The organism is Dinghuibacter sp., assembly GCF_035492835.1.
GTDB lineage: Bacteria > Bacteroidota > Bacteroidia > Chitinophagales > Chitinophagaceae > Dinghuibacter.
Genome location: NZ_DATJIY010000024.1, coordinates 21817 through 41678, shown reverse-complemented (window position 1 = coordinate 41678; position 19862 = coordinate 21817). Strand labels below are relative to the sequence as shown.

The 19862-nt window shown below is 59.7% G+C and carries 18 protein-coding genes; 16 read left to right on the top strand and 2 right to left on the bottom strand.

Annotated elements, in window-relative coordinates; all coding sequences use genetic code 11:
- Positions 1-3 precede the first annotated feature (3 nt).
- From VL547_RS02490 to VL547_RS02480, 3 genes are all read left to right on the top strand, one after another.
- Entirely contained in the window at positions 4-1095 is a 1092-nt protein-coding gene (locus tag VL547_RS02490; protein ID WP_325574827.1) for an ABC transporter substrate-binding protein, read from the top strand.
- A gap of 47 nt (positions 1096-1142) precedes the next feature.
- Positions 1143-2636, top strand: a complete 1494-nt coding sequence (locus VL547_RS02485; protein ID WP_325574825.1) for an MFS transporter — start codon at positions 1143-1145, stop codon at positions 2634-2636.
- Positions 2637-2772: 136 nt separating this feature from the next.
- The gene (locus VL547_RS02480) at positions 2773-4197 is read left to right on the top strand and encodes a hypothetical protein (protein ID WP_325574823.1); all 1425 of its coding nucleotides are present in this window, start codon (positions 2773-2775) and stop codon (positions 4195-4197) included.
- A 69-nt stretch (positions 4198-4266) separates the two neighbouring features.
- Here VL547_RS02480 and VL547_RS02475 read toward each other — a convergent pair whose 3' ends face one another.
- Positions 4267-4698, bottom strand: a complete 432-nt coding sequence (locus VL547_RS02475; RefSeq protein WP_325574821.1) for a GPW/gp25 family protein — start codon at positions 4696-4698, stop codon at positions 4267-4269.
- A gap of 36 nt (positions 4699-4734) precedes the next feature.
- Between VL547_RS02475 and VL547_RS02470 the strand changes: the two genes are divergently transcribed.
- The 13 genes from VL547_RS02470 to tssD (VL547_RS02410) all read left to right on the top strand — a co-directional run bounded on the left by VL547_RS02470 (position 4735) and on the right by tssD (VL547_RS02410) (position 18892).
- Complete coding sequence (locus tag VL547_RS02470) at positions 4735-5535, top strand: TssN family type VI secretion system protein (RefSeq protein ID WP_325574819.1); 801 nt, start codon at positions 4735-4737, stop codon at positions 5533-5535.
- A 223-nt stretch (positions 5536-5758) separates the two neighbouring features.
- Positions 5759-8500 (top strand): tetratricopeptide repeat protein, encoded by a 2742-nt coding sequence (locus VL547_RS02465; RefSeq protein WP_325574817.1) that lies wholly within the window; start codon positions 5759-5761, stop codon positions 8498-8500.
- 3 nt (positions 8501-8503) lie between these two features.
- Complete coding sequence (locus tag VL547_RS02460) at positions 8504-9751, top strand: hypothetical protein (protein ID WP_325574815.1); 1248 nt, start codon at positions 8504-8506, stop codon at positions 9749-9751.
- Positions 9748-10566: a hypothetical protein gene (locus tag VL547_RS02455; protein WP_325574813.1), complete on the top strand. Its 819-nt coding sequence runs from the start codon at positions 9748-9750 to the stop codon at positions 10564-10566. The genes VL547_RS02460 and VL547_RS02455 overlap by 4 nt, the downstream gene beginning before the upstream one ends.
- On the top strand, positions 10563-10886 hold the full coding sequence (locus tag VL547_RS02450; protein WP_325574811.1) for a hypothetical protein: 324 nt from the start codon (positions 10563-10565) through the stop codon (positions 10884-10886). Before VL547_RS02455 ends, VL547_RS02450 begins: the two co-directional genes overlap by 4 nt.
- A 20-nt stretch (positions 10887-10906) precedes the next feature.
- Complete coding sequence (locus VL547_RS02445; RefSeq protein WP_325574809.1) at positions 10907-13411, top strand: ATP-dependent Clp protease ATP-binding subunit; 2505 nt, start codon at positions 10907-10909, stop codon at positions 13409-13411.
- Positions 13412-13447: 36 nt separating this feature from the next.
- On the top strand, positions 13448-13894 hold the full coding sequence (locus tag VL547_RS02440) for a hypothetical protein (protein ID WP_325574807.1): 447 nt from the start codon (positions 13448-13450) through the stop codon (positions 13892-13894).
- Positions 13895-13896: 2 nt separating this feature from the next.
- Positions 13897-15258 (top strand): DUF5458 family protein, encoded by a 1362-nt coding sequence (locus VL547_RS02435; RefSeq protein ID WP_325574805.1) that lies wholly within the window; start codon positions 13897-13899, stop codon positions 15256-15258.
- An 85-nt stretch (positions 15259-15343) separates the two neighbouring features.
- A complete protein-coding gene (gene tssD, locus VL547_RS02430) occupies positions 15344-15724 on the top strand; it encodes a type VI secretion system tube protein TssD (RefSeq protein WP_325574803.1) in 381 nt (126 codons plus the stop codon).
- Positions 15725-15726: 2 nt separating this feature from the next.
- Complete coding sequence (tssD, locus tag VL547_RS02425) at positions 15727-16191, top strand: type VI secretion system tube protein TssD (RefSeq protein ID WP_325574801.1); 465 nt, start codon at positions 15727-15729, stop codon at positions 16189-16191.
- 3 nt (positions 16192-16194) lie between these two features.
- Positions 16195-18072 (top strand): type VI secretion system Vgr family protein, encoded by a 1878-nt coding sequence (locus VL547_RS02420; RefSeq protein ID WP_325574799.1) that lies wholly within the window; start codon positions 16195-16197, stop codon positions 18070-18072.
- A gap of 28 nt (positions 18073-18100) precedes the next feature.
- Complete coding sequence (gene tssD, locus VL547_RS02415) at positions 18101-18487, top strand: type VI secretion system tube protein TssD (RefSeq protein WP_325574797.1); 387 nt, start codon at positions 18101-18103, stop codon at positions 18485-18487.
- Positions 18488-18505: 18 nt separating this feature from the next.
- Entirely contained in the window at positions 18506-18892 is a 387-nt protein-coding gene (gene tssD / locus VL547_RS02410) for a type VI secretion system tube protein TssD (protein ID WP_325574795.1), read from the top strand.
- Between the two features lie 29 nt (positions 18893-18921).
- Here tssD (VL547_RS02410) and VL547_RS02405 read toward each other — a convergent pair whose 3' ends face one another.
- On the bottom strand, positions 18922-19860 hold the full coding sequence (locus VL547_RS02405; protein ID WP_325574793.1) for a hypothetical protein: 939 nt from the start codon (positions 19858-19860) through the stop codon (positions 18922-18924).
- Positions 19861-19862: the final 2 nt, after the last annotated feature.

Genomic DNA, 19862 nt, shown 5'->3' with positions numbered 1-19862 from the left:
TTGTTGTTTCCATATTCCGGGGTGTTCCCGGAGCTGAAGGATGAATTCCGCCAGGGGTTTTTGTTAGGGCTCGGCGGCGCCGCCGCCGCGGGTTCCGCGGCCGCCACCCCGGTTGCCGCGGCCCCCACGGTCCTGGCGGAGTTCATCCAGAACGGCGATCTCAAGACGACCGAACAGGCGTTGCAAAAGCTGTTCTTTTATGAACGCGTCGACGTGGTCGCGGGGATCGTCGGCAACTGCGTCCTCCACGACCTGCTCCCCACGCTGGAGCGGGCGCAGGCGCCGCTGATCGTCCACAACCTCGGTGGTCATTTTCCCGGCCGGTACCTTTCCTCCCCGTATCTGTTCTACAACAGCCTCCACCTCTGGAAAAGCGAGTGGGCGATGGGTAAATGGGCCCAGGCCCGCTATGGCGGCGTGCCCGCCGTGAGCCTGTCGCTCTACGAAGCCGGCTACCACTTCCTGGAAAGCTTCAAGAACGGCGCTGGCGCCTCGGGCGCGGAGACCCTAACCCTCAACGTTATGCGCCGGGAAGACGGCCCCGCGGACCCCTTGCCCCTGGTGCGTTTCCTCGAGGAGCAGCAGCCGCCCTATTCCCACGTGCTGGTGTCGGGTCCGGAGGCCGAACGTTTTCTGTCCTACTATGACGCTTCCCCTATCCGCGACTCCGTGCCCCTGACGAGCCACCCTTTCCTCGGCGCCGAGCACATCCCCTTTGCCTCGACGTGGATAGCGTCACTCGACACTCCCGGCAACCGGGCGTTCGTATCGGCCTACCTTTCGGCACATGGCGCGGAGCCATCGGTGTTCGCGATGCTCGGCTATGAGAGCGGTCTCGCCTTGTCGGGACTCAACGCATCCGGCCCTCGGCTTTCGCGCACGCAGATCGTCGCTCACCTTTCTACCGCGTCTCCTATCGGCCCCCGCGGCCCCATCCGTCTCTCCAGCCAACCCGTGACCGCGCCACAACCGGTGTATCTCTGCCGGGGAACGGCCGTCCTGGAGCGCCTCGACGACACCTCCACGGAGGATCCGGCCTTCGCCCACCTCCAGGAAGTCGCCACCGGCTGGGCCAATCCATATTTGTGCGTATGACAAATTCTGCCTAAGTTAGCGGCTTCATTGATCGCTAAACTATACCGATGTCTGCCAACAGCGCCAAGAGCAACCTCTCTTCTTTCTTCATCCTCACCATCGTCTTTTTCTTTTGGGGCTTTGTCGCCGCCTCCAATGACATCCTGATCCCGGTTTTCAAGGACCACCTGAATTTGACGCAGGTACAGTCGCAGATGATCTCTTTTTGCTTTTATGTGGCGTACACGGTAGGCGCGCTCATCTATTTCTTCGTCTCCAAAGCCATGGGCGAGGACCTGCTCAACCGCATCGGGTATAAGAACGGTATTGCGCTGGGTCTGGTCATATCCACCATCGGCGCGGTCCTTTTCTACCCGGCCGCCAACGCGGCGTCTTTCCCGCTCCTGCTGGCCGGTCTTTTTATCATAGGCATCGGCTACGCCCTCCAGCAGACCGCCGCCAATCCCCTGGCCATTGCCATGGGCGATCCCAAAACGGGTTCCCAACGCCTCAGCCTCGCGGGCGGTATCAATAACTTCGGCACCACCATCGGTCCCGTCCTGGTGAGCCTCGCCATCTTTGGCAGCGTCACCACGACCTCCGCTTCGGCCAGCATCAGCGCGGTAAAGGTGCCATACCTCATCATCGGCGCCGCCTTCCTGTTGGTGGCCGTCATCTTCAAGATATCGAACCTCCCCAACAAGATCCACGTCGAAGGGGAGTCGGAAACCAAAGCCGACGACTCCGCCAAAACCGCGGGCGCCGGCGGCAAGTTCCTGCACAGCGTCGAAAAGGGCAGCGCCCTCAACTACGGCCAGCTGTGGCTGGGTATGATCGCCATCTTTATCTATGTCGGCGTCGAAGTATCCACGGCCAGCAACCTGCCCGCTTTCCTCAAGAACAACATGGGCGTCGCCAACTCCAACATCGCCCCCTATATCTCCCTGTACTGGGCGAGCCTGATGATCGGCCGCTGGACCAGCTCCGTCGGCGCGTTCAACATGAGCGACACGGCCAAGCAGATCATGCGTTTCGTCACCCCGTACATCGCCTTCGGTGTTTTCGTGGCGATCAACGTACTGGTCGGCCGTCACCTGGATAGCTCCTTTTACTACTATGCCGCGGTGATCGTGGTGATGATCGTCGGCGACCTCCTCAGCAAGGGCAACCCCGCCCGCCAGCTGTTGCTGTTTTCCTCCTTTGCCATCGTCGCGCTGTTTATCGGCATCCTGGCCCACGGCACCGTCAGCGCCTTTGCCTTCATCAGCGTAGGCCTCTTCTGCTCCACCCTCTGGCCCTGTATCTTCACCCTGGCCGTCGCCGGTCTCGGCAAACACACCAGCGAGGGCTCCAGCTTCCTGATCATGATGATCATGGGCGGCGGCTTTATCTCCGTCTTCCAGGGCTGGATCGCGGACGGTGCGCTGGGCATCCAGTGGTCTTACCTGGTCGGCGTCGCCTGTTTCTGCTACCTGGCCTTCTACGCCATCCGCGCCAAGAGCATCCTCAAGAGCCAGGGTATCGATTTCGACAAGGTCGAGGTCGCCAAGGGCGGCCACTAGGCGCTTCGCGTCCCGCGGTCCCCTTGCCCGCCGCGCGTCCCGCGGCCCGCGCGCCGCTTCGCCGGTCGTTCGGCGATTTTCCCCGCGGTTCGCAGACACCGTTGTGTATTCCCCGGAATGCGCCGTATATTTCGCCATGCGTCTCTGTTTCCTTTGGTTGAGTCTCTTCGCCGCGCCGGCGGTTCATGCGCAAGCGCCGCCGTCCGCGCCCACGTCAACCGCGCAAGCGCCCGCGCCGCCCGCCGCGTCCGCGCCCGTTTTCGTAAAAGTCTCGTACAACAAACCCTCCTGCTACCTCGGCGAGCCCATCCTCGTGGAGTACACGGTCTACACCAAGGGCTCGATCGACGTCCACATCAAGATCGACCCTTTCTTCTCCGACGCCACACAGCTCCCGACGGACCGCGTCGATACCGCGGGTACGCGGAGCGTCACCCTCAACGGCCGCCCTTACGAGGCGCGGGTCATCTTCCGGCAATGGCTGCTGCCGCTGGTGCAGGGCCAGTTAAAAACCACACCGATAGTCGTCGCCTATAAGAAACCGGCGCCCCTGGCCCAGGGCTCGGGTCTCCAGGACCTCATGGACCAAACCGATAAAAAGGCCGCCGGAAAAGACACGACGGCTTCGGGTGCCGCTCCGCGTCTCGACGTCCTGCCGCTCCCACCACCGCCCGCCGGGAGCTCCGGGGCGGTCGGCACGTTTACCCTGACCTTGGGAAACCTGCCCACCCAGGTCGTCACCGGTCGCCTTTATCATATACAGGTCCTCCTCCACGGCGCCGGCACCCTTCTCCCCGGGCAACGCCCCACCGTCCGCTGGCCGGCCGGCATTACGCCCTACGACGTCAGGGACACCGACCGTTCCGTCCTCCCGTCCGCCCTGGCGCGCCTCACCGACTTCGCTTTTGTCGACAGCCTTCCCGGCCGCCAGACGATTCCGCCCATAACGTTCACTTATTTCGACCCCGCCGCCCGCGCCTACAAAACCCTCCAAACCGATCCGATCGTCCTCGAGGTCGGTGCCGGCGCGCCCCCGCCGCCCGCCGGCGCACCACCGGCCAGGCCCTTCCCCTATATCTGGGTTTTCGCTGCCGCGGTCCTGCTGCTCGTCCTGGCACTCTGGTGGGGCAGAAAACGCCGCGCCTCCGCGTCGCCCCAACCCACCGAAGCGCCGGTACTCACCGGTTCCTACAAGAACGAGCCCATGCGGGCCGGGGCCATGCCGCCGCCGGCCATGTCGCCGTCGGCCGCGCCCGTCCCCAAAATACCTACCCCGGCCCCTGCCGACCCCTTCTTCTGGTCCGCGGGTCACCTGGCCGCCGCCCAATACGACGCCTTCTATAAATCTCTTCAGGATGAACTCTGGATCGCCATCGGCGGCAAGGGCCCATACCCCGGCTCCATCCCCGCCAAGGCATACCTCGAGAGCCGCCTCGACGCCGACCGCCTGGCCGACGCCATGGCGCTCTTCTCCGTCTGCGCGGTAGGCCTCTATACGCCCGTACATTTATCGGAAGAAGCGCGCGTCTACCTCGACCGCGCCCGCGCGCTGGCGCCATGAGCCGCCCGCGCAAGGGCCCGCGAACCAGCGCCGCCGCGCAAGAGCCGGCGAAGCCCTCGCCCCCGGCGCTTATTGCTGCGCCACCGGCGAAATATACATCTGGTCGCGGAAGTTGAACTGCTCGTTCGTCTTGCGTATCACGCCCGTGATATCGATGCGGAGCGACTTGCGGACGATGAGACGGTCCTTGGCGGTGCGCTCGCTCTTTTCTTCGAGGTACGCCTTGATGTCGGTGACCGACAAGCGCTTCTCGAACAAGCCAATCGCCTTGCGGAGGCTTTCGTAGAGATTTTCTTTCCAGCGCGGGTTTAAGGTAATATTAAATTCTTCGTCCCACACGCTGCACCCGAAATCGGGTGAATAAGCAGACTCGCCCCGGTACGTACCTATGATCAGGTGCAAGTTCTGCGCAATCGAGTCCTTCATGTTGCAAACCGCCAGGGGCTGTTTGCGAATCACCTGGTCCAGTCGAAGCGGCAGCTGATAATAGCGTTGGGGCATGATCAAATATACCGGATATTTCAATATATTAGCTTAATGGCAAAGCCCACCGAGCTGCTTGCTCAAAAAAAACCAAGACTGGCAATCATCTACACCATCGTGACAGCCGTGCTGCTGGCCGCGGTGGGTCTCGTGCAATGGATCGACGAACTGGCGGCGGGAGGTCTGTACCTGCTGGGCGCCGTGCTCATGCTGGGTTTGGGCTGGCTACACGCGCGGCTGATGTATCGCCTTTCCGGGCAGGTATACGAGGTCGACGACCTGCGCAATTCGGTCATCCTTACCGTGCAGCTCATGCTCGTCGGCGGCCTCCTGATGTACATCCTTTACACCCGGCTGCACCTCGACGTGGCGTTTATCACGGTCCTCCTGTTCTTTCCCATCCCTTTTGTCGCGGTACTGGCGCTCTATTACTTACAGGAAGTGCCCGACGCGCGCTACAAGCTGTGGTTTTACCCCGAAAACGAGGAGATGCCCGACCTGGATTTCATCGACCTGTCGCAGATCGAGGTGGTCCAGTTCGTTTTTCAAAAACGCCGCGAAGACGCGTCGCTCACCAGTTTCACGTCCAAGGCGCCCCTCGACATGACACTCTCCCAACTCTTTTTTATCTTCATCAACGACTACAACGAGAAGAACAGCCTGTCTACCATCGAGTTCGCCAACGAGAAGAGGCTTCCCTACGGCTGGCTGTTCTATCGCCGGGGCAAATGGCCGCGCGGTCGTCACTACTTCGACCCAGACCACACCTTCCGTCAGAACGCGATACAGCCCAACGAGTTGATCTACGCCGAGCGTGTAGGCGTAGCCGACCCCGTTAGTGCGCCCGCGGTCTAAAGGGCCACGCGGCATTCGTCGGTTCCAAATGCAGTTCGTCGTTTAGACTATCCCCGGCAAAAGGAGCACAGTATCTTCATGTAGATAAAGGCAGAGTACCCGAAAGTGGTAATACAGAATGCGTAATTACCGAGGGTAAACTTCCGAAAAGATTAACTACATTTAAATCGCTATGCTAAGGGGCTCGATCTTATTCGCAACGCTATGCTTGTCGGCGGCCACTTTGAACTCACTCACCGCCAAAGCCCAACAGGGCGGCGACCCTGTTATTACCCGGTCGGATGATAAGCACATCAAGCAACGGGCAGTGACGATACTGACCGCCTTCCAGGAGCTCCTCAATTTTATCGCCCAGAACGAGCTGCCCTCCGACGACCTGGACAACGTGATCCGGTCGAGCTACGCCGATCCTTCCCGCCGCAAGTTCTTCGATTCCACCGCCATCCTGGTCCAGGACCTCGAAGACCGCGCGCCCAATGCGCCGCCCTCCGAGGACGTCGTCCGCGGCTATCTCACCGACTTCAATATATTCTATGTAAAACAATCGGAACCCAGCATCGCCTTCTCCAACTATAAGGTATCCAACATCAAAAAGGGCGACCACCTGTACCTGGAAATCCTGTACGACTGCTCTTTCACGAGCAAGTCCCGGCGGATGGAATCCGTGCCCCTCCAACACAAGATCGCGTTTTTCCGCGTGGTAAAAGAGGGCGCCAACTGGCGGACCTATATCGAAACCGTCGACTTTTACAACCCCGCCGATTCCGCCAAATTCTATCAGGGCGACGTAAACATCACGCCCGATCCGAGCGAAAACGCCACTCCGGCCGATAGCGCCGTAGCGGACTCGGCGTTAAAAGTAAAAACGATCCTCACCGACGAGCAACGCGAACGTATCAGGAAGGAAAACGAAGCGATGGCCGCCCGCAAGCTCACCGACGACGGCGACTCCGCGCTCAACCGCAAAGACTACTTCATAGCCCTGAAGAATTTCACCTACGCCCAAAAGATCGACGAATCCAACCCCTACCTCAAAGCCCGGATCGCGAACGTCAACCAGCTGATCGACGCGCAGAACATCAGCCCCGACAAGCAATACGACATTTTTATACAACAGGCCACGCTCGCCAAAGGCCAGCACCATTACGACGCGGCCCGTGTAGCCTATGATAAAGCCCTCGGGATCAGGCCGGCGGAGTCCGATAAACTCCGCCCCCTGATCAACGAACTGACGGCCAAAGCCCTCCTGGTCAACCGCATCGACACGAGGATGGACGACCGCGACTTCAAAGGCGCGCTCGAGCAGGCCAAGACCGGCGTCACCCAGTATCCCAACGACCCGGTCTTCCTGCTCAAACGCGCCCGCGCCTACGAAGCCCAGAACGACGCCAAGCAGGCGCGGAAAGACTATGCCAAAGCGGTGGATATGGAACCCGGCTACCTGGAAGCGTACCTGGTCCGCGGCGCGTACTACGAGCGCGTCAAGGATTACAGCAGCGCGCTCTCCGACTACACCGTGGTGGCCCAGACCGACAAGAACAATGACTCGGTCTATCTCTATACCGCCGCGCTCGACGTCGACAAGAATGACGTAGACAAAGCTATAACCGAACTAGGCAAGGGCATCGCCATCAACCCCGCCCGGTTTGCCTTCTACCAGCAAAAGGGGGAGCTCGAGTACGACCGCCAGCACAAGCCGGAAGCGGCGCAAGCCGACTTCAGCACCGCCATCCTGAAGGACCCGGCGAACCCAAGGGCCTGGTACTACAGGGGCCTTACAGAAGTCGACGGGAACAAGATCGGGGACGCCTCGCACGACTTCGCCCAGGCACGCATGCTAAAGCTGGACCCGGCCCTCGACGACCATACCAAGGGCATAGCGGTAAGCTATTACGGCAAGGGTGAGTACGACAACGCCATCCTGATCGATCCGTCGCGCGATTGTTTCCGGCTCGCCCGCGGCAACGCTTCCTTTCAAAAGAGCGACTTCGCCACCGCCAAAGACTTTTATACCCAGGCCATCGCGCTGAACCGCCGGAACGACACCGCCTATCAGCAACGCGGCCGCGCGGAATACCATCTAGGCGACTATGCGGCGGCGGTAGCGGACCTGGACAGCTCGATCGCGCTCAACGGTCAGGTGCCCGAAAAGTACCTCTACCGCGGCAGGGCGTTGTTCAACATGGGTCAGTACGACAAGGCGATCAAGGACATGGACGCCGTCCCCAACTGGGCCAAGACCGTGAAAAGGGAATTGCCCGACACCATCCAGGCGCAGGTCGCCGACCTGAGGGGTGAATGCTATTACCAGCAAGGCAACTATACCGCGGCGCTCGACAACTTCAAAAACGCCGTCAAGCTCAATAAGGCGGTCAACCCGGCCTATCTCTACGACCGCGGCAAGACCTACCTCAAGCTCAACCAGCTCAAGGACGCCCAGGCCGACCTGTCGCAGGCGGCCCACAACGACAGCACCAGGTGGTACATCGCGCTGGGCGACACCTATTTTAAAATGAACAACTACGCCGAAGCCGCCAGCCAATACACCGAGGCCATCAAACGGGGCGACAACAGCGCCCTCTATCCCCGCGCGATGAGCCGCATGAAGGCCGCCAGCTATGACGGCGCGCTGGCCGACCTCCAGGCACTCAAGGCCGGCGGTCAGCCGTATGACGCGATGATCGGCGCCGCTTACGTAAAGACCAACCGGCCCGACTCCGCGATCGCCAGCTTCCAGGCGGTGCTCGCTAAAGACAACAACGACGTCGACGCCCTCTACGGCATGGGCGCCGCCAGCCTGGAAAAAAACCAGAAGGACGACGCCCTGGCGTGGTTTGGCAAGGCCTTCGCGACCGGTAAGGTCCATCGATCCCAGGTGAAGGAGGACAAGACGCTGGACCCTGTACGGGACGACAAGGCTTTCAAGGCGCTTCTGAAGAAGTATTCGGACCAGATGCCCAAGTAAGATATGACACGCAGAATCCTATACACGGCTTTGCTCATGGGTGCCATCAGCCTCCAGCTGAGGGCGCAGGACCAGATGTACCTGAAGAGCGGGAAGATCAACGAGTGGAAAGTCACCGCGATCACACCCACCGACATCCAGGGGAACATCCCGGCCAACCCCGGCGTGCCCTATTCCACCGCCCGTTCGAACGTGCTCTTTATCTTTAACCGCATCGGGAACTTCCTGGTCATCCCCACGCTCAACGACGCCGACCCGAAGTACCAGCGGTTCAAGGACAATTTTTTCAGCGGGGCCAGCGACGCCTACGGCAAAGAGGACCGCATCATCACCACGAACAACGACATCATAACGGGGAAGTATACCGGCGTGGACGGGAACAGCATCACCTACACCGCCCAGGGCAAGGACGGCAAGATCGCGACCTCCGATATCGTGGTGATCATATTCATGAACGGGGACCACAAGATATACAGCAGCACCAACAAGGCTTTCCAGGTGCTCAACGCCATAGAGCAGCAGTTCAACGACCTGGCCTTCGGGACGGCAGCGCCCGCGGGCGCTAACGGCCCGGTCGTCACGCCCGTCGCCGCCGCTACGCCTCCCCCCGCCGACGACAAAAGCAAAAAGAAACGCGGCAAACACGACAAGGACGCCCCCCCGGTAGCCGCCACGACCCAACCCCAGCCCACGCAGCCAACCCCGCCGCCGGCGCCGAAACCCGATACCGCCGACCTGGCGCTCACCGACGACCAGATGGACCAGCTCAGCGCCAAGGCCATCCAAAAGGCAAAGGACTTCGGCTACTACCTCCAGGAAGCCTGCAACAAGGACGCCGACATGGACCAGCTCAACGCCGTCATCGCCCGCGCCCTCACGCTGTTTATCGACGACGACCGGGTCATCGAGGTCGCGGGGCCGAACGGCGCCAAAGTGCAAAAGAAGATAAAGGACTATATGAACCACCTCCGGTTCCTGAGCTACGACAAGGTCACCATCCAGTGGTACAATGTACAGTTCGTGAACAAATTCCGGAAGGGCCCGGACGGCAACTATTACGGGGAGATCGAATTCGAGCAGAAGTTCACCGCCTACACCGGCGACAACTTCAAGGCCTATGGCGACATCACGCGCAAAAAGACCGAGGTGGTCCTGAAACCCGTGACCGTGGAGAAAAACGGCATCGCAGAGCGGCACTGGGACGTGCTGTTGGGGGATATTGGGGTAGCCGAAATAAAAACCAAAGCGTGAAAGCGCTACTCGTCGCCCTTGCCGGTCTGACAGCGGTTCACGCCGCCGCGCAGGACAATCGTGAGAAGCTCTTTGCCTTCGAGGTCAAACAGATCGACGAGTTCATCGAGCGCTTCAACGACGACTCCGCCTCCTTTATCCGCACCTATATCCGCACCCATTATCCCGAGGTCCGCGTGGACCGGGCGACGCTGGTGCACAACCTGGTCGACCGCTCTAAAAAGGATTGGAACCAACCGGAGCTCGATACGTTCTTTGAAGAGGTACTGGATACGACCAACCCCGTCCATCTCACGTTCTACAGCCGCGACTGGTTTGCGGAAGCGGTTTGCAGCTGCACCTACGAGGGCAAACCCGCCGAAGCGGTGGTCCTGCTGACCGTGAACACCGACAGCACCGGCGGCTCGAAGTGGATCGTTTCCGACGCGTGGTGCAAACAGATCGGCACGCCGGCGACGGTGAAGCTCCCGGAGCTACCGGTGCCGGGTACCAAGTTCCTCAACCCGATCAGCCACACCACCAACTTTATCGGGCTGGCGCGGGCTTTCCGGGACAAGGGGCACATCCGGGACTATTTGGACATGAACTTTATGTCGTCCCCGCGATCCCTGGCCTTCCTCAATGCCCTGCTCGACGGACGGTTGCAATACGGGTATGTCAAAACCATCCGGTACCACTTCCTGGACGTAGACGGCTGGGTGTTTACGGTCAGCTACTTCCAGCGGGAGCAGTCCAATTCCGGCTGGCTGATCTCGGCGCTGAGCCGGGTGGACGAAGACAAAAAAACGGAGATCAGAAACGACTATTTCAGATGAAAACAATTACCCTATTCCTGGTGTGCCTGATCGCCCTGGCCACAAAACTCAAGGCGCAGGACATCATCATCAAAAAGAACCAACAGGAGATCAAAGCCGTCGTCGTCGAAGTCACCGACGCGGAGATCAAGTACAAAGCATACGGTGTCGCCGGCGGATCGGTGATCTCCATAAAAAAATCGGAGGTGTTCATGACCATCTATACCAACGGCTACCGCGAGTACTACGATGTGTCGGGCAAAACGCAACCCGAACAGGATTCCGCTAACGCTAAGAAGAAAAAGGGCCTCCTTGGGATTTTCAAGAAAAAAGGCTCGTAAACCTAAAAAATTTCATAGACATGTCCTTTGCAGAAGATATAAAACGCGCCATTCCCGTCGCCCAATCCCTGGCGAAGGAATACCAGCACGCCCAGTTCGGACCGCCACACCTGCTCACCGCGATCCTGCACAACGAGACCGGCCTGGCCTCCTGGCTGGCCGCCCAGCAAAAGGACATCCACTTCATGCGCGACTGGGCCGAGATCCGCATGGAGGAATACCCCCGCGGCAGCCGCGCCACCGAGAACCCGTCCGCCGACCCCAAAGCCACCGCCGCCCTCGAGCTCGCCGACATGGTCGCCCTCCAGCTCAACCGCGACGCGACCGATGGCGTGAGCATCCTGGCCGCGCTCCTGAAGCCCGGCGTGGCCTTCACCGCGGATCAGCTCAAGAGCTTCCCCGCAAGCCAAAAAGAAATTATGGACGCCGCGATCGCGGATGACGTGCTTGAACAAGCCCTGCGTTCACCGAACGGGAGCGGTGGCCACGGCGGGACCGGCGGCGGAGCCGCCAAAACGGGTGCCGCGGGCGGGTCCGGTGCGGATGGGGGCGTCGCCAACGCGTTATATCGCTTCTGCGTCGACAAGACCGCCCTGGCGGCCGAAGGCAAGCTCGACCCCATCATCGGCCGCGACCGCGAGCTCCGCATGGTCATGGAGGTGCTGGGTCGCCGCACCAAACCCAACGTCATCATCGTCGGCGAGCCCGGCGTGGGCAAAACCGCGTTGGTCGATGGTTTTGCGCAGCTTATAAACGCCGGACAAGTGCCGGACGCCTGGAAGGGCGCGCACCTCTTCGAGCTCGACACCGGCGCGCTGGTGGCCGGCGCGGCCTACAAGGGAGAGCTGGAAGACCGGATGAAGGGTATCCTGAAGGAGATCAAACAGCTGGGCAAGTCGATCCTCTTTATCGACGAGATCCACCTGCTCCTCGACAGCAAAAGCGCCCTCGGCACGGGCATGGTCAACCTCCTGAAACCGGAGCTGGCGCGGGGGGAACTCACCGTCATCGGCGCCACCACCAACGACGAATACCGTAAATACATAGAGTCCGACGAAGCCTTCAGCCGCCGTTTCGAGGTGGTCCGCGTCGACGAGCCCGATACCGACACCGCCGTCGAGATGCTCAAGCGCGTAGTGCCCCTCTACGAGACCCACCACAAGCTGAGCGTCGAGCCCGCGGCCCTGCGCGAAGCCGTTATCATGGCCAAACGCTACTCGAAGGACCGCTACCTCCCGGACTCCGCGGTGGACCTGATCGACCGTACCATGGCCGCGCTCCGCATCATGGGCGACACGTCACTCCGCGAACTGGCGGACTTCCGGCAACGCCTGGCCGAACTCGGTAACGGCGCCGACACCGATGCTGATGCGGTGCGCTGGGCGGAGCGAGGGCTCAAAGACAAGATCAGTCCCATCCTGGTCGCCCAATTGGAGCCGGAAGAGGAACTCGAAGTCCTGTCCGAACGGCTCGCACGGTTGGGGCGCCAGATCGACCACCTCGAAGCCCTCGCCCAGGAGACACGCGACACCGTTACCAAAGCCGACATTGCCAGCATCATCTCCTATAAGACCGGCATCCCGCTGGGTAAGATCCAATCCTCCGAGCGGGAGAAGCTTCTGAGCGTCGAAGACATCCTGCGGCGCCGCGTCATCGGCCAGGACCACGCCGTCAAGGCGGTTTCGGAGGCGATACTGGAATCGCGGTCGGGGCTGATAAAATCGGGTCAGCCGATCGCCTCGTTTTTCCTGCTGGGGCCTACCGGTACCGGCAAAACGGAGCTCGCCAAGTCGCTCGCCGACTTCCTCTTCAACGACGAGTCCTTCCTGATCCGCTTCGACATGTCGGAGTTCAAGGAGGAGCACAGCGCGGCCCTGCTCTACGGCGCCCCTCCGGGCTACGTCGGCTACGAGGAGGGCGGGATGCTCGTCAATAAGATAAGGGAGAAGCCCTATTCCGTCGTGCTCTTCGACGAAATCGAAAAGGCCCACCCCAGCGTCTTTGACATATTCCTCCAGGTGTTGGACGAGGGCAAGATACACGACCGTCTCGGCAAGGAGGGCGACTTCTCCAACGCGATCATCCTCTTTACGTCGAACATCGGGAGCGAGAAAATCGCCGAGACGTTTGCGCAGGGCGCGGTCCCGAAGAACGTCGACCTCATGGAGCTCATGGCGCGCCACTTCCGCCCCGAGTTCCTGGCACGCCTAACCGAAATCGTACCCTTCGCGCCCATCAGCGAAACCAACGCGGTGCGCATCTTCGACGTACACCTGAAGAGCCTGACCGACCCGCTGGGCAAGCAGGGTATCACGTTGGAGATCACGCCCGATGCAAAGAAACACCTGACGCTGAGCGGGTTCACGCCCAAGTACGGGGCGCGGCAGATCAAGGGGGTCATCCGGAACGACCTGAGACGACCGATCTCCCGGCGCATAGTCGCGGGGGAAGTCAAACGGGGCGACACGATCAAAGTCAGCCTGGACGCGGATCAAAAGGTAATTTGGGGCATAGAATCCGAATAAGATTTTGTATATTAACGAGTAACAAACTAGTCGATTATGTATAACTATGACATTGGCGGTCAGGAAGTGAACCAGGATGCCTCCGAAGGCATCGCCGACATTCCCCAGAACAGGACGCTGCTGATCGAGAAGCTGTCGACCGATCCCCCGCTGGCGCCGGAGATCGTGCCCGGTCTGAAGACGATAGGGGAGGTGTTCGATCACTTCCACCCCGAAAAGGAGGTCTCCTTCGAGACCGCCGACGGCGCGACCCAGCAGGAGACGTTGCACTTCTCCAGCCTGGCCGACTTCGGCAAACAGGGGATCATCAAGCAGAGCGCTTTCCTCAACGAGCTCAACCACCAATGCGACGACCTCCAGAAGTTCATGCGGCAGCTCAAGAGCAACAAGATCCTGCAAAAGGTCCTCGAAAATAAGGAAGCCAAAGAAGCATACCTCTCGGTCCTCCAGAGTATGATTAAAGAAATCGAACAATCCCACTAACCATGGCGGAAGAAAAGGAATTGAAACTAAAAACCCGCGAGTCGGAGATCGAAGGCAAACCCCTTGAGCAGCTCGCGACGGCCCTGATAAAGTTTGGCGGCTTTGGCATCGTGGAAACCACGGTGGACGGCGCCCAGAATCTCAACCCCGATAAGAAGGCACGGAAGAAGATCTTCCTCACGGAAGAAAGCAAGGCCGAAGAGCGTAAGGACCTCCTTAAGCGTCTCGAGCTCATCCGCGACCTCCTCGACTCCGCGGACTCGGTCCCGGAATTGGTAGAACAGGCGCAGGCAAAGGTGGATGAGGCGCAGGTACTGCTCTCCAAGAACCTCAAGAACGCCCTCGACGAAACCCGCGAGCTCGAAACGAGCTACCGGTCGGTCAACAACTTCTTCAAGAACACCGACCAGGACAAGGTGAAGAACGTATACGTGATGAACGCTTCGATGGAGCAGCTCACCGACCTGGACAATACGACCTTTATCGACGCGGTGAACGAGGAGCTCAAGGCGAACTACGACCGCCTCGACCTCCGCGACAACTACGCCATACTGTCTATCCCCGGCTACCTCGGCTCCAAAAAGGTCGTCGACAAATGGGCCCGGATCGCCAACAAGAACAAGGTCATGCTCCTGACCGACTTCCAGCACCTGGACGGCCCGGACGACGTCATCGAGCTCTTCGAGTCCGACGACCTCACCGGGGGCGACCTCTACCTCTCCAATGTCATGATGACCTGTAACTGGCTCGTCGGCCGGGGTAAGGCCCAGGACGTCGGCGAAGAGGACGACCTCTACGTCCCGCCGTCGACCGCGCTCGCCGGCAAGGTCTATGGGACGCTGATGTCGCAGGTGGCCGCCGGCCGCAAGCACGGGGCGCTCAATGAAGTGGACGGGGTACGTTTTCCCTTGAAAAAAAGCGAGATCGCCCAGCTCGAGAAGATCGGTCTCATTCCGATGGTCAACGAGTATGGCAAGGTCATGCCCTTCTCCGCCAAGACCCTCTTCAACGGCGATAATATCGGTTTACAAACTTACTCGGTAGTGCGTGTATTCGACTACGTGACCAAGGTCCTCATCGACTTCCTGAACCGCCGCGCCTTCGAGAACTTCAACGTCAATACACGTATGGACATACAGAAGCAGATCGTGAAATTCCTCGACAGCATCACGGGGCCCGGGAAGCTGATCGAGAAGTTCAAGCTGCTCCGCCTCGAGCAGGACCCCAACCAGAAAGACCGGGTCTATCTCGACATCCACATGGTGCCCTATTTCCCAGCCAAGAATTTCATGATCAAACTGGACGGCCGTAAAGGGGACGACCCGGATTCCGCAGAATGGCAGGCGGAGTACGCACAGTCATAATTAGCGAAGCTGGCGCCAAGGCGCTACATTTTGCAGCAGCGCTTTGGCGCCAACGCAATTCCTTAACCAGGGAAATGATATACCTATGTCTTCATTCAGAGCAGAGCTCACCCTCGATAACCAGACCTTCGGTCTGAGCCGGTGTTATTTCGAGATGCACCGCTTCGCCGACGACCACGGCCGGCCGCAGTCGAAGCCGTATTGGTCGACCTGGATCAACATGGAGTCCACCGACAAGACGACCATCGCCAACTGGATGATGGACCCCAAGAAGACGCTCGACGTCACGATCACCTTTTACCACACCGACCAGAACAGCAAGTTCCGCGAGATCAAGCTGAGCAAGGCGTCTTGCTACCTCTACCACGAACGCTTCGAGTCCGACGAGAACTACGGCCTGCTGCGGTTCCAGGTGATGGGGGACGAGGTGACCATCAACAATTCGGTCAACTACAAAAACGCCTGACCATGTCTTTTGCCTACAACCTCCACGTCGATGACAAGGACTTCGCCCTCCTGGCCTTCGGGTACGACCTCAGCCAGGACGCGCTCCAGGACGGCAAACCCGCCAGCGGGGTCCGCGGGGGCAGGATCAGATTCCTGATGGAGATCCTCGACGAGTCCTTTTTTTCCAGCTGGATGTTCGACTGGAGGAGCACCAAGGACGGCTCCATCACCGTCAACCGCATCGACCAGGCCTCCAAGTTCAAGGAGATCAAGTTCACCAAGGCCTATATGATGCAGACGGCCGAAAGTTTTGGCGAAGGGGACGCCATACTGATGTCGCCCGAGGCTGTCGGCCCGATCCCCCACGAGATCTACCAGTGGACCAGCCGGCTCCAGAACCGGATGGATCGGAGCTATGTCCTTTTCTGCGAAATATCCGCTCAAACGATCAACGTCGATGGGATTGCCCATGACAATAAATGGTAAGCTATGCCCGTAGTAATAAACGAACTTCAAGTTACGCCCCAGCCGTCGGCGCCTTCGGCGCCGAGGACGGGCCAGATGGTCAGGACGAACATCGAATTGCAGGGCAAGAAAATTGCCCGTTGCCTCGGCCTGACCCTCACCCAGGACCTGCACAACCACCATTATTTCGAGATCATCGTCCCCTATGACGAGCTTGAATCAAAGGACAGCGCCTTCTTCGACAACGCCCACCAGCAGGTGGTCGGACAAATAATCAAGATCAGCTTTGACAAGGCGCTGGAGGACGGCAGCTTCGACTTCCAGTTCAAGGGCGTCGTCACGGGTCTTGGCCTAAAGCAAAAGGACCTCTCCAGCGTCTTTGTGATCAAGGGCTACAGCCCCACCATCGTGATGGAGGACGTCACCATCCGGCAGGCCTTTGTCTCCAAGAGCCTGGGCGACATCTTCAAGGGCGTCACGCTGGCGCTGTATCCCTCCAACGTCCTGAAGCGGAACTTCAACCCCCGCCACACCGATACCATCGCCTATTCCGTCCAGTACGACGAAACCAATTTTACTTTCCTGAGCCGGCTGGCGCGGGAATACGGGGAATGGTTCTACTACGACGGCACCCAATTGTGCCTGGGCGACCCCGACGACGGGGAGAGCAAGGACTTCAAGGTGGACGGCATCCAGACCTTCAACATGTCGGTCGACCTCAAACCCATCAAGTTCAACCTCTCGTCCTACGACTATACGAAGAACGAGACCGGCAACGTCGACTCCGACAGGGAAGAGGTGGACGGCCTCAACCCCTTCGGGTCGTTTGCCCTGAACGAATCGCGTAACCTGTTTTCCAACGACGCGGAGCTGCAGCCCTTCGCGTTTCCCGCGAGCGATTCGGACCTGATAACGGAGGTCAAGGAACGTCTGAGCGGCATCGCCGCCAAAATGGTGGTCTTCAGCGGCAGCGGGGTCACCCCGGAGCTGTCGATCGGGACGGTGATCAAGGTCAGCGGCTCCATGCCCCAGATCGGCGGCCGGTCCAACGACGACAGTTTCGGCGACTACCGGGTCACGGGTATCGTCCACCGCGTCGACGACAAGGGCAATTATTCCAGCCAGTTCACCGCGGTCCCCAAATCACTGAAGATACCCCCGGCCAATCCCAACGTCACGCGCCCGATCGCCTACCCGCAAGTAGGGACGGTCCTCGACAACAGCGACCCGGAGAAGCTCGGCCGGGTCAGGGTCCAGTTCAATTGGTCCACCCCCGACGGGAACAACGTGGAAACCACCTGGGTCAGGGTCGGGACCTTTTACGCGGGGGGTAACGACGGCAAAGGCTGCTTGTTCATCCCGGAAGTGGGTGCGCAGGTCATGATCGACTTCGAGAACGGCGACCCTAACTATCCCTTTGTCCAGACCAGCCTCTATCCAAAGGTGTCGGGTACCCGCGGCGCCGCCGCCAACAACGGTCAAAAGCTCGTCTACACGATGGGCGGTAACACCATCGACATCGAGGACGACACCCAGCAGGGCCCTACCATCACCATCACCAATTCAAACAAGACCGACACCGCGATCACGATCAGCTTTAACGGCGACGGCTCGATCGAGCTCAAGACCCAGGGCAAGATCGACGTCACGGCCACGCAGGACCTCACCCTCAGCGGGAACAACGTCAACATCAAGGCCCAGCAGAAGGTGAAGATCGACTGCACCGATTTCGAGCTCGACGCCACGGACGCCGCCAAGATCAGCGCGGTCGACATCGACCTGGAGGCATCGGATTCCTTCAAGGCATCCGGTATCAACTCGGAAATGGACGGCACCGCCCAGTGCAAGGTGACGAGCTCGGGGCAACTGCAAATCCAGGGCACCATGGTCCAGATCAACTAGTTTTTTCAAACAGCAAAAAATATCACCTATGTCATCATTCAAAGCAACGCTAAAAGTCGACGGTAAGTCCTTCGACGTCGTCGCCTGCACGTACTCGTTTACGCAGAACACCGACGAGCGCGGCCGTCCCGCTTCCGACGTCCGCAAGAACCACATGAAGGTCACCATCGTCGCCTCCGACGACGACAAGGTCCTCGGGTGGATGATCGATCCCTACAAAAAGACAAACGGCTCGGTCACCTTCGAAAAGATCGACCAGGCCTCGACCCTGAAGGAGATCAAGTTCGAGGACGCCTACTGCGTCTCCTACGAAGAGGACTTCGACGCGGTCAACGCCCAGGCCATGACCGAAACCTTCGAAATTTCCGCCCGTAAGATCACGGTCGGCAGCGCCACCCATGAAGACAAATGGTAAACCTCAAAACTTCAAACAATGTCATCGTTCAAAGCAACACTCAAAGTCAACGGTAAAGAATTCGACGTAATTGGCGTCAGCTATCTCTTCAGCCAGAAAACCGATGAAAAGGGCCGCCCCGCCTCCGACGTCCGCAAAGGCAACATCACCGTCTCCATCGTGGGGTCCGACGACGACTCCCTCCTGGGCTGGATGATCGACCCCTACAAAAAGACCAACGGCTCGATCGTCTTCGAAAAGATCGACCAGGCGTCGACCCTGAAGGAGCTCAAGTTCGAGGACGCCTACTGCGTAGGTTTCACCGAAGCGTTCGGCGCCAACAACAACGACCCCCTGACCATCACGCTGAATATTTCCGCGCGGAAAGTCACTGTTGGTTCCGCCACGCACGAGGATAAGTGGTAAGCAAGTGCCGCCGTCCGCGGCGGCGGCTCTTAGAACCCTCCCGCCTTTTTGATCGCCGATTCCACCTCCTGGTACTTGGCCCTCCAGGCATTCTGGTCGGGATAGGAGGATTTGATCTTCTTGAGGATTTCCTGACTTACGAAATAGTACGAGTCCCTGTTGGAGGGGCTTGACTCTGTCTTGCCCTTTTGGAGCAGGTCGTTGGCTTCGTCAAAGAGCACGCTCGTGCTGCTGGCGCCGCCGCCGGTCGTGGCCGGCACGCCGCGGTAAGTCTTATATTGCTGCAGCGCCGTGTTACAGTCGTTGTACTTCTGCGTGAGGTCGGCGATCTGCGCGTCCTTGGCCTTGAGCATATTCTGCGTGGCGGGATCGGGACCGCCGCCCCCGCCGCCCGCGGGCGCCGGCCCCTTCGTCGCCGCCGCGATCATATTTTCCGTCTTGAGCTGCTGGTCCTGCTCGTTCAGTTTCCGGTTCGCGTCGTCGAGCCCGGCCGCTTTTGCGTTGGCGTCGCTGGCCGCCTGCTTGAGCACGTCGATCGTCTTGCGGTAGGTCAGCGTGACGTCCAGCAGCTGGATATAGTTCTGGTAGTTGGTCAGGACGATCGGCCGGAGGGCGCGCGCTGTGTCGTTCTTTATGTTCTCGAGCGTGCTGCGGATGTGGTCCTCCAGGTTGTCGCGCTTGAGCTGCAGCGCCTGCTGGCCCGCCACGTCGGTCGCCTGGACCGTCAGCCGGTCCTTGTCGTTCTGCACCAGGTCCGATATGTCGGAGTGGATGCCCTTCACCTTTTCATTCAGGTCCTTTTGCTGGCTTTCGTCCTGTACATACGCGGACAGGTGGTGATTCATCACCCTCAGCGGGCTGGCGAAGATCAGGTAGGCGCCGGCGAGGAAGAGGACGACCAGGACGGCGTTTACGATCAGGAAGTTGCGGATGGCTTCTTTTCTTTCGGCTTGGTTAAGCGGTTCCATGA

What these genes read in the sequence shown, in the direction of transcription:
- tssD (WP_325574797.1), top strand. Translation starts at nt 18,101, where the DNA reads ATGTCATCATTCAAAGCAACGCTAAAAGTCGACGGTAAGTCCTTCGAC.
- VL547_RS02445 (WP_325574809.1), top strand. Translation starts at nt 10,907, where the DNA reads ATGTCCTTTGCAGAAGATATAAAACGCGCCATTCCCGTCGCCCAATCC.
- VL547_RS02435 (WP_325574805.1), top strand. Translation starts at nt 13,897, where the DNA reads ATGGCGGAAGAAAAGGAATTGAAACTAAAAACCCGCGAGTCGGAGATC.
- VL547_RS02460 (WP_325574815.1), top strand. Translation starts at nt 8,504, where the DNA reads ATGACACGCAGAATCCTATACACGGCTTTGCTCATGGGTGCCATCAGC.
- VL547_RS02405 (WP_325574793.1), bottom strand. Translation starts at nt 19,860, where the DNA reads ATGGAACCGCTTAACCAAGCCGAAAGAAAAGAAGCCATCCGCAACTTC.
- tssD (WP_325574803.1), top strand. Translation starts at nt 15,344, where the DNA reads ATGTCTTCATTCAGAGCAGAGCTCACCCTCGATAACCAGACCTTCGGT.
- VL547_RS02420 (WP_325574799.1), top strand. Translation starts at nt 16,195, where the DNA reads ATGCCCGTAGTAATAAACGAACTTCAAGTTACGCCCCAGCCGTCGGCG.
- tssD (WP_325574801.1), top strand. Translation starts at nt 15,727, where the DNA reads ATGTCTTTTGCCTACAACCTCCACGTCGATGACAAGGACTTCGCCCTC.
- tssD (WP_325574795.1), top strand. Translation starts at nt 18,506, where the DNA reads ATGTCATCGTTCAAAGCAACACTCAAAGTCAACGGTAAAGAATTCGAC.
- VL547_RS02475 (WP_325574821.1), bottom strand. Translation starts at nt 4,698, where the DNA reads ATGCCCCAACGCTATTATCAGCTGCCGCTTCGACTGGACCAGGTGATT.
- VL547_RS02440 (WP_325574807.1), top strand. Translation starts at nt 13,448, where the DNA reads ATGTATAACTATGACATTGGCGGTCAGGAAGTGAACCAGGATGCCTCC.
- VL547_RS02450 (WP_325574811.1), top strand. Translation starts at nt 10,563, where the DNA reads ATGAAAACAATTACCCTATTCCTGGTGTGCCTGATCGCCCTGGCCACA.
- VL547_RS02480 (WP_325574823.1), top strand. Translation starts at nt 2,773, where the DNA reads ATGCGTCTCTGTTTCCTTTGGTTGAGTCTCTTCGCCGCGCCGGCGGTT.
- VL547_RS02485 (WP_325574825.1), top strand. Translation starts at nt 1,143, where the DNA reads ATGTCTGCCAACAGCGCCAAGAGCAACCTCTCTTCTTTCTTCATCCTC.
- VL547_RS02470 (WP_325574819.1), top strand. Translation starts at nt 4,735, where the DNA reads ATGGCAAAGCCCACCGAGCTGCTTGCTCAAAAAAAACCAAGACTGGCA.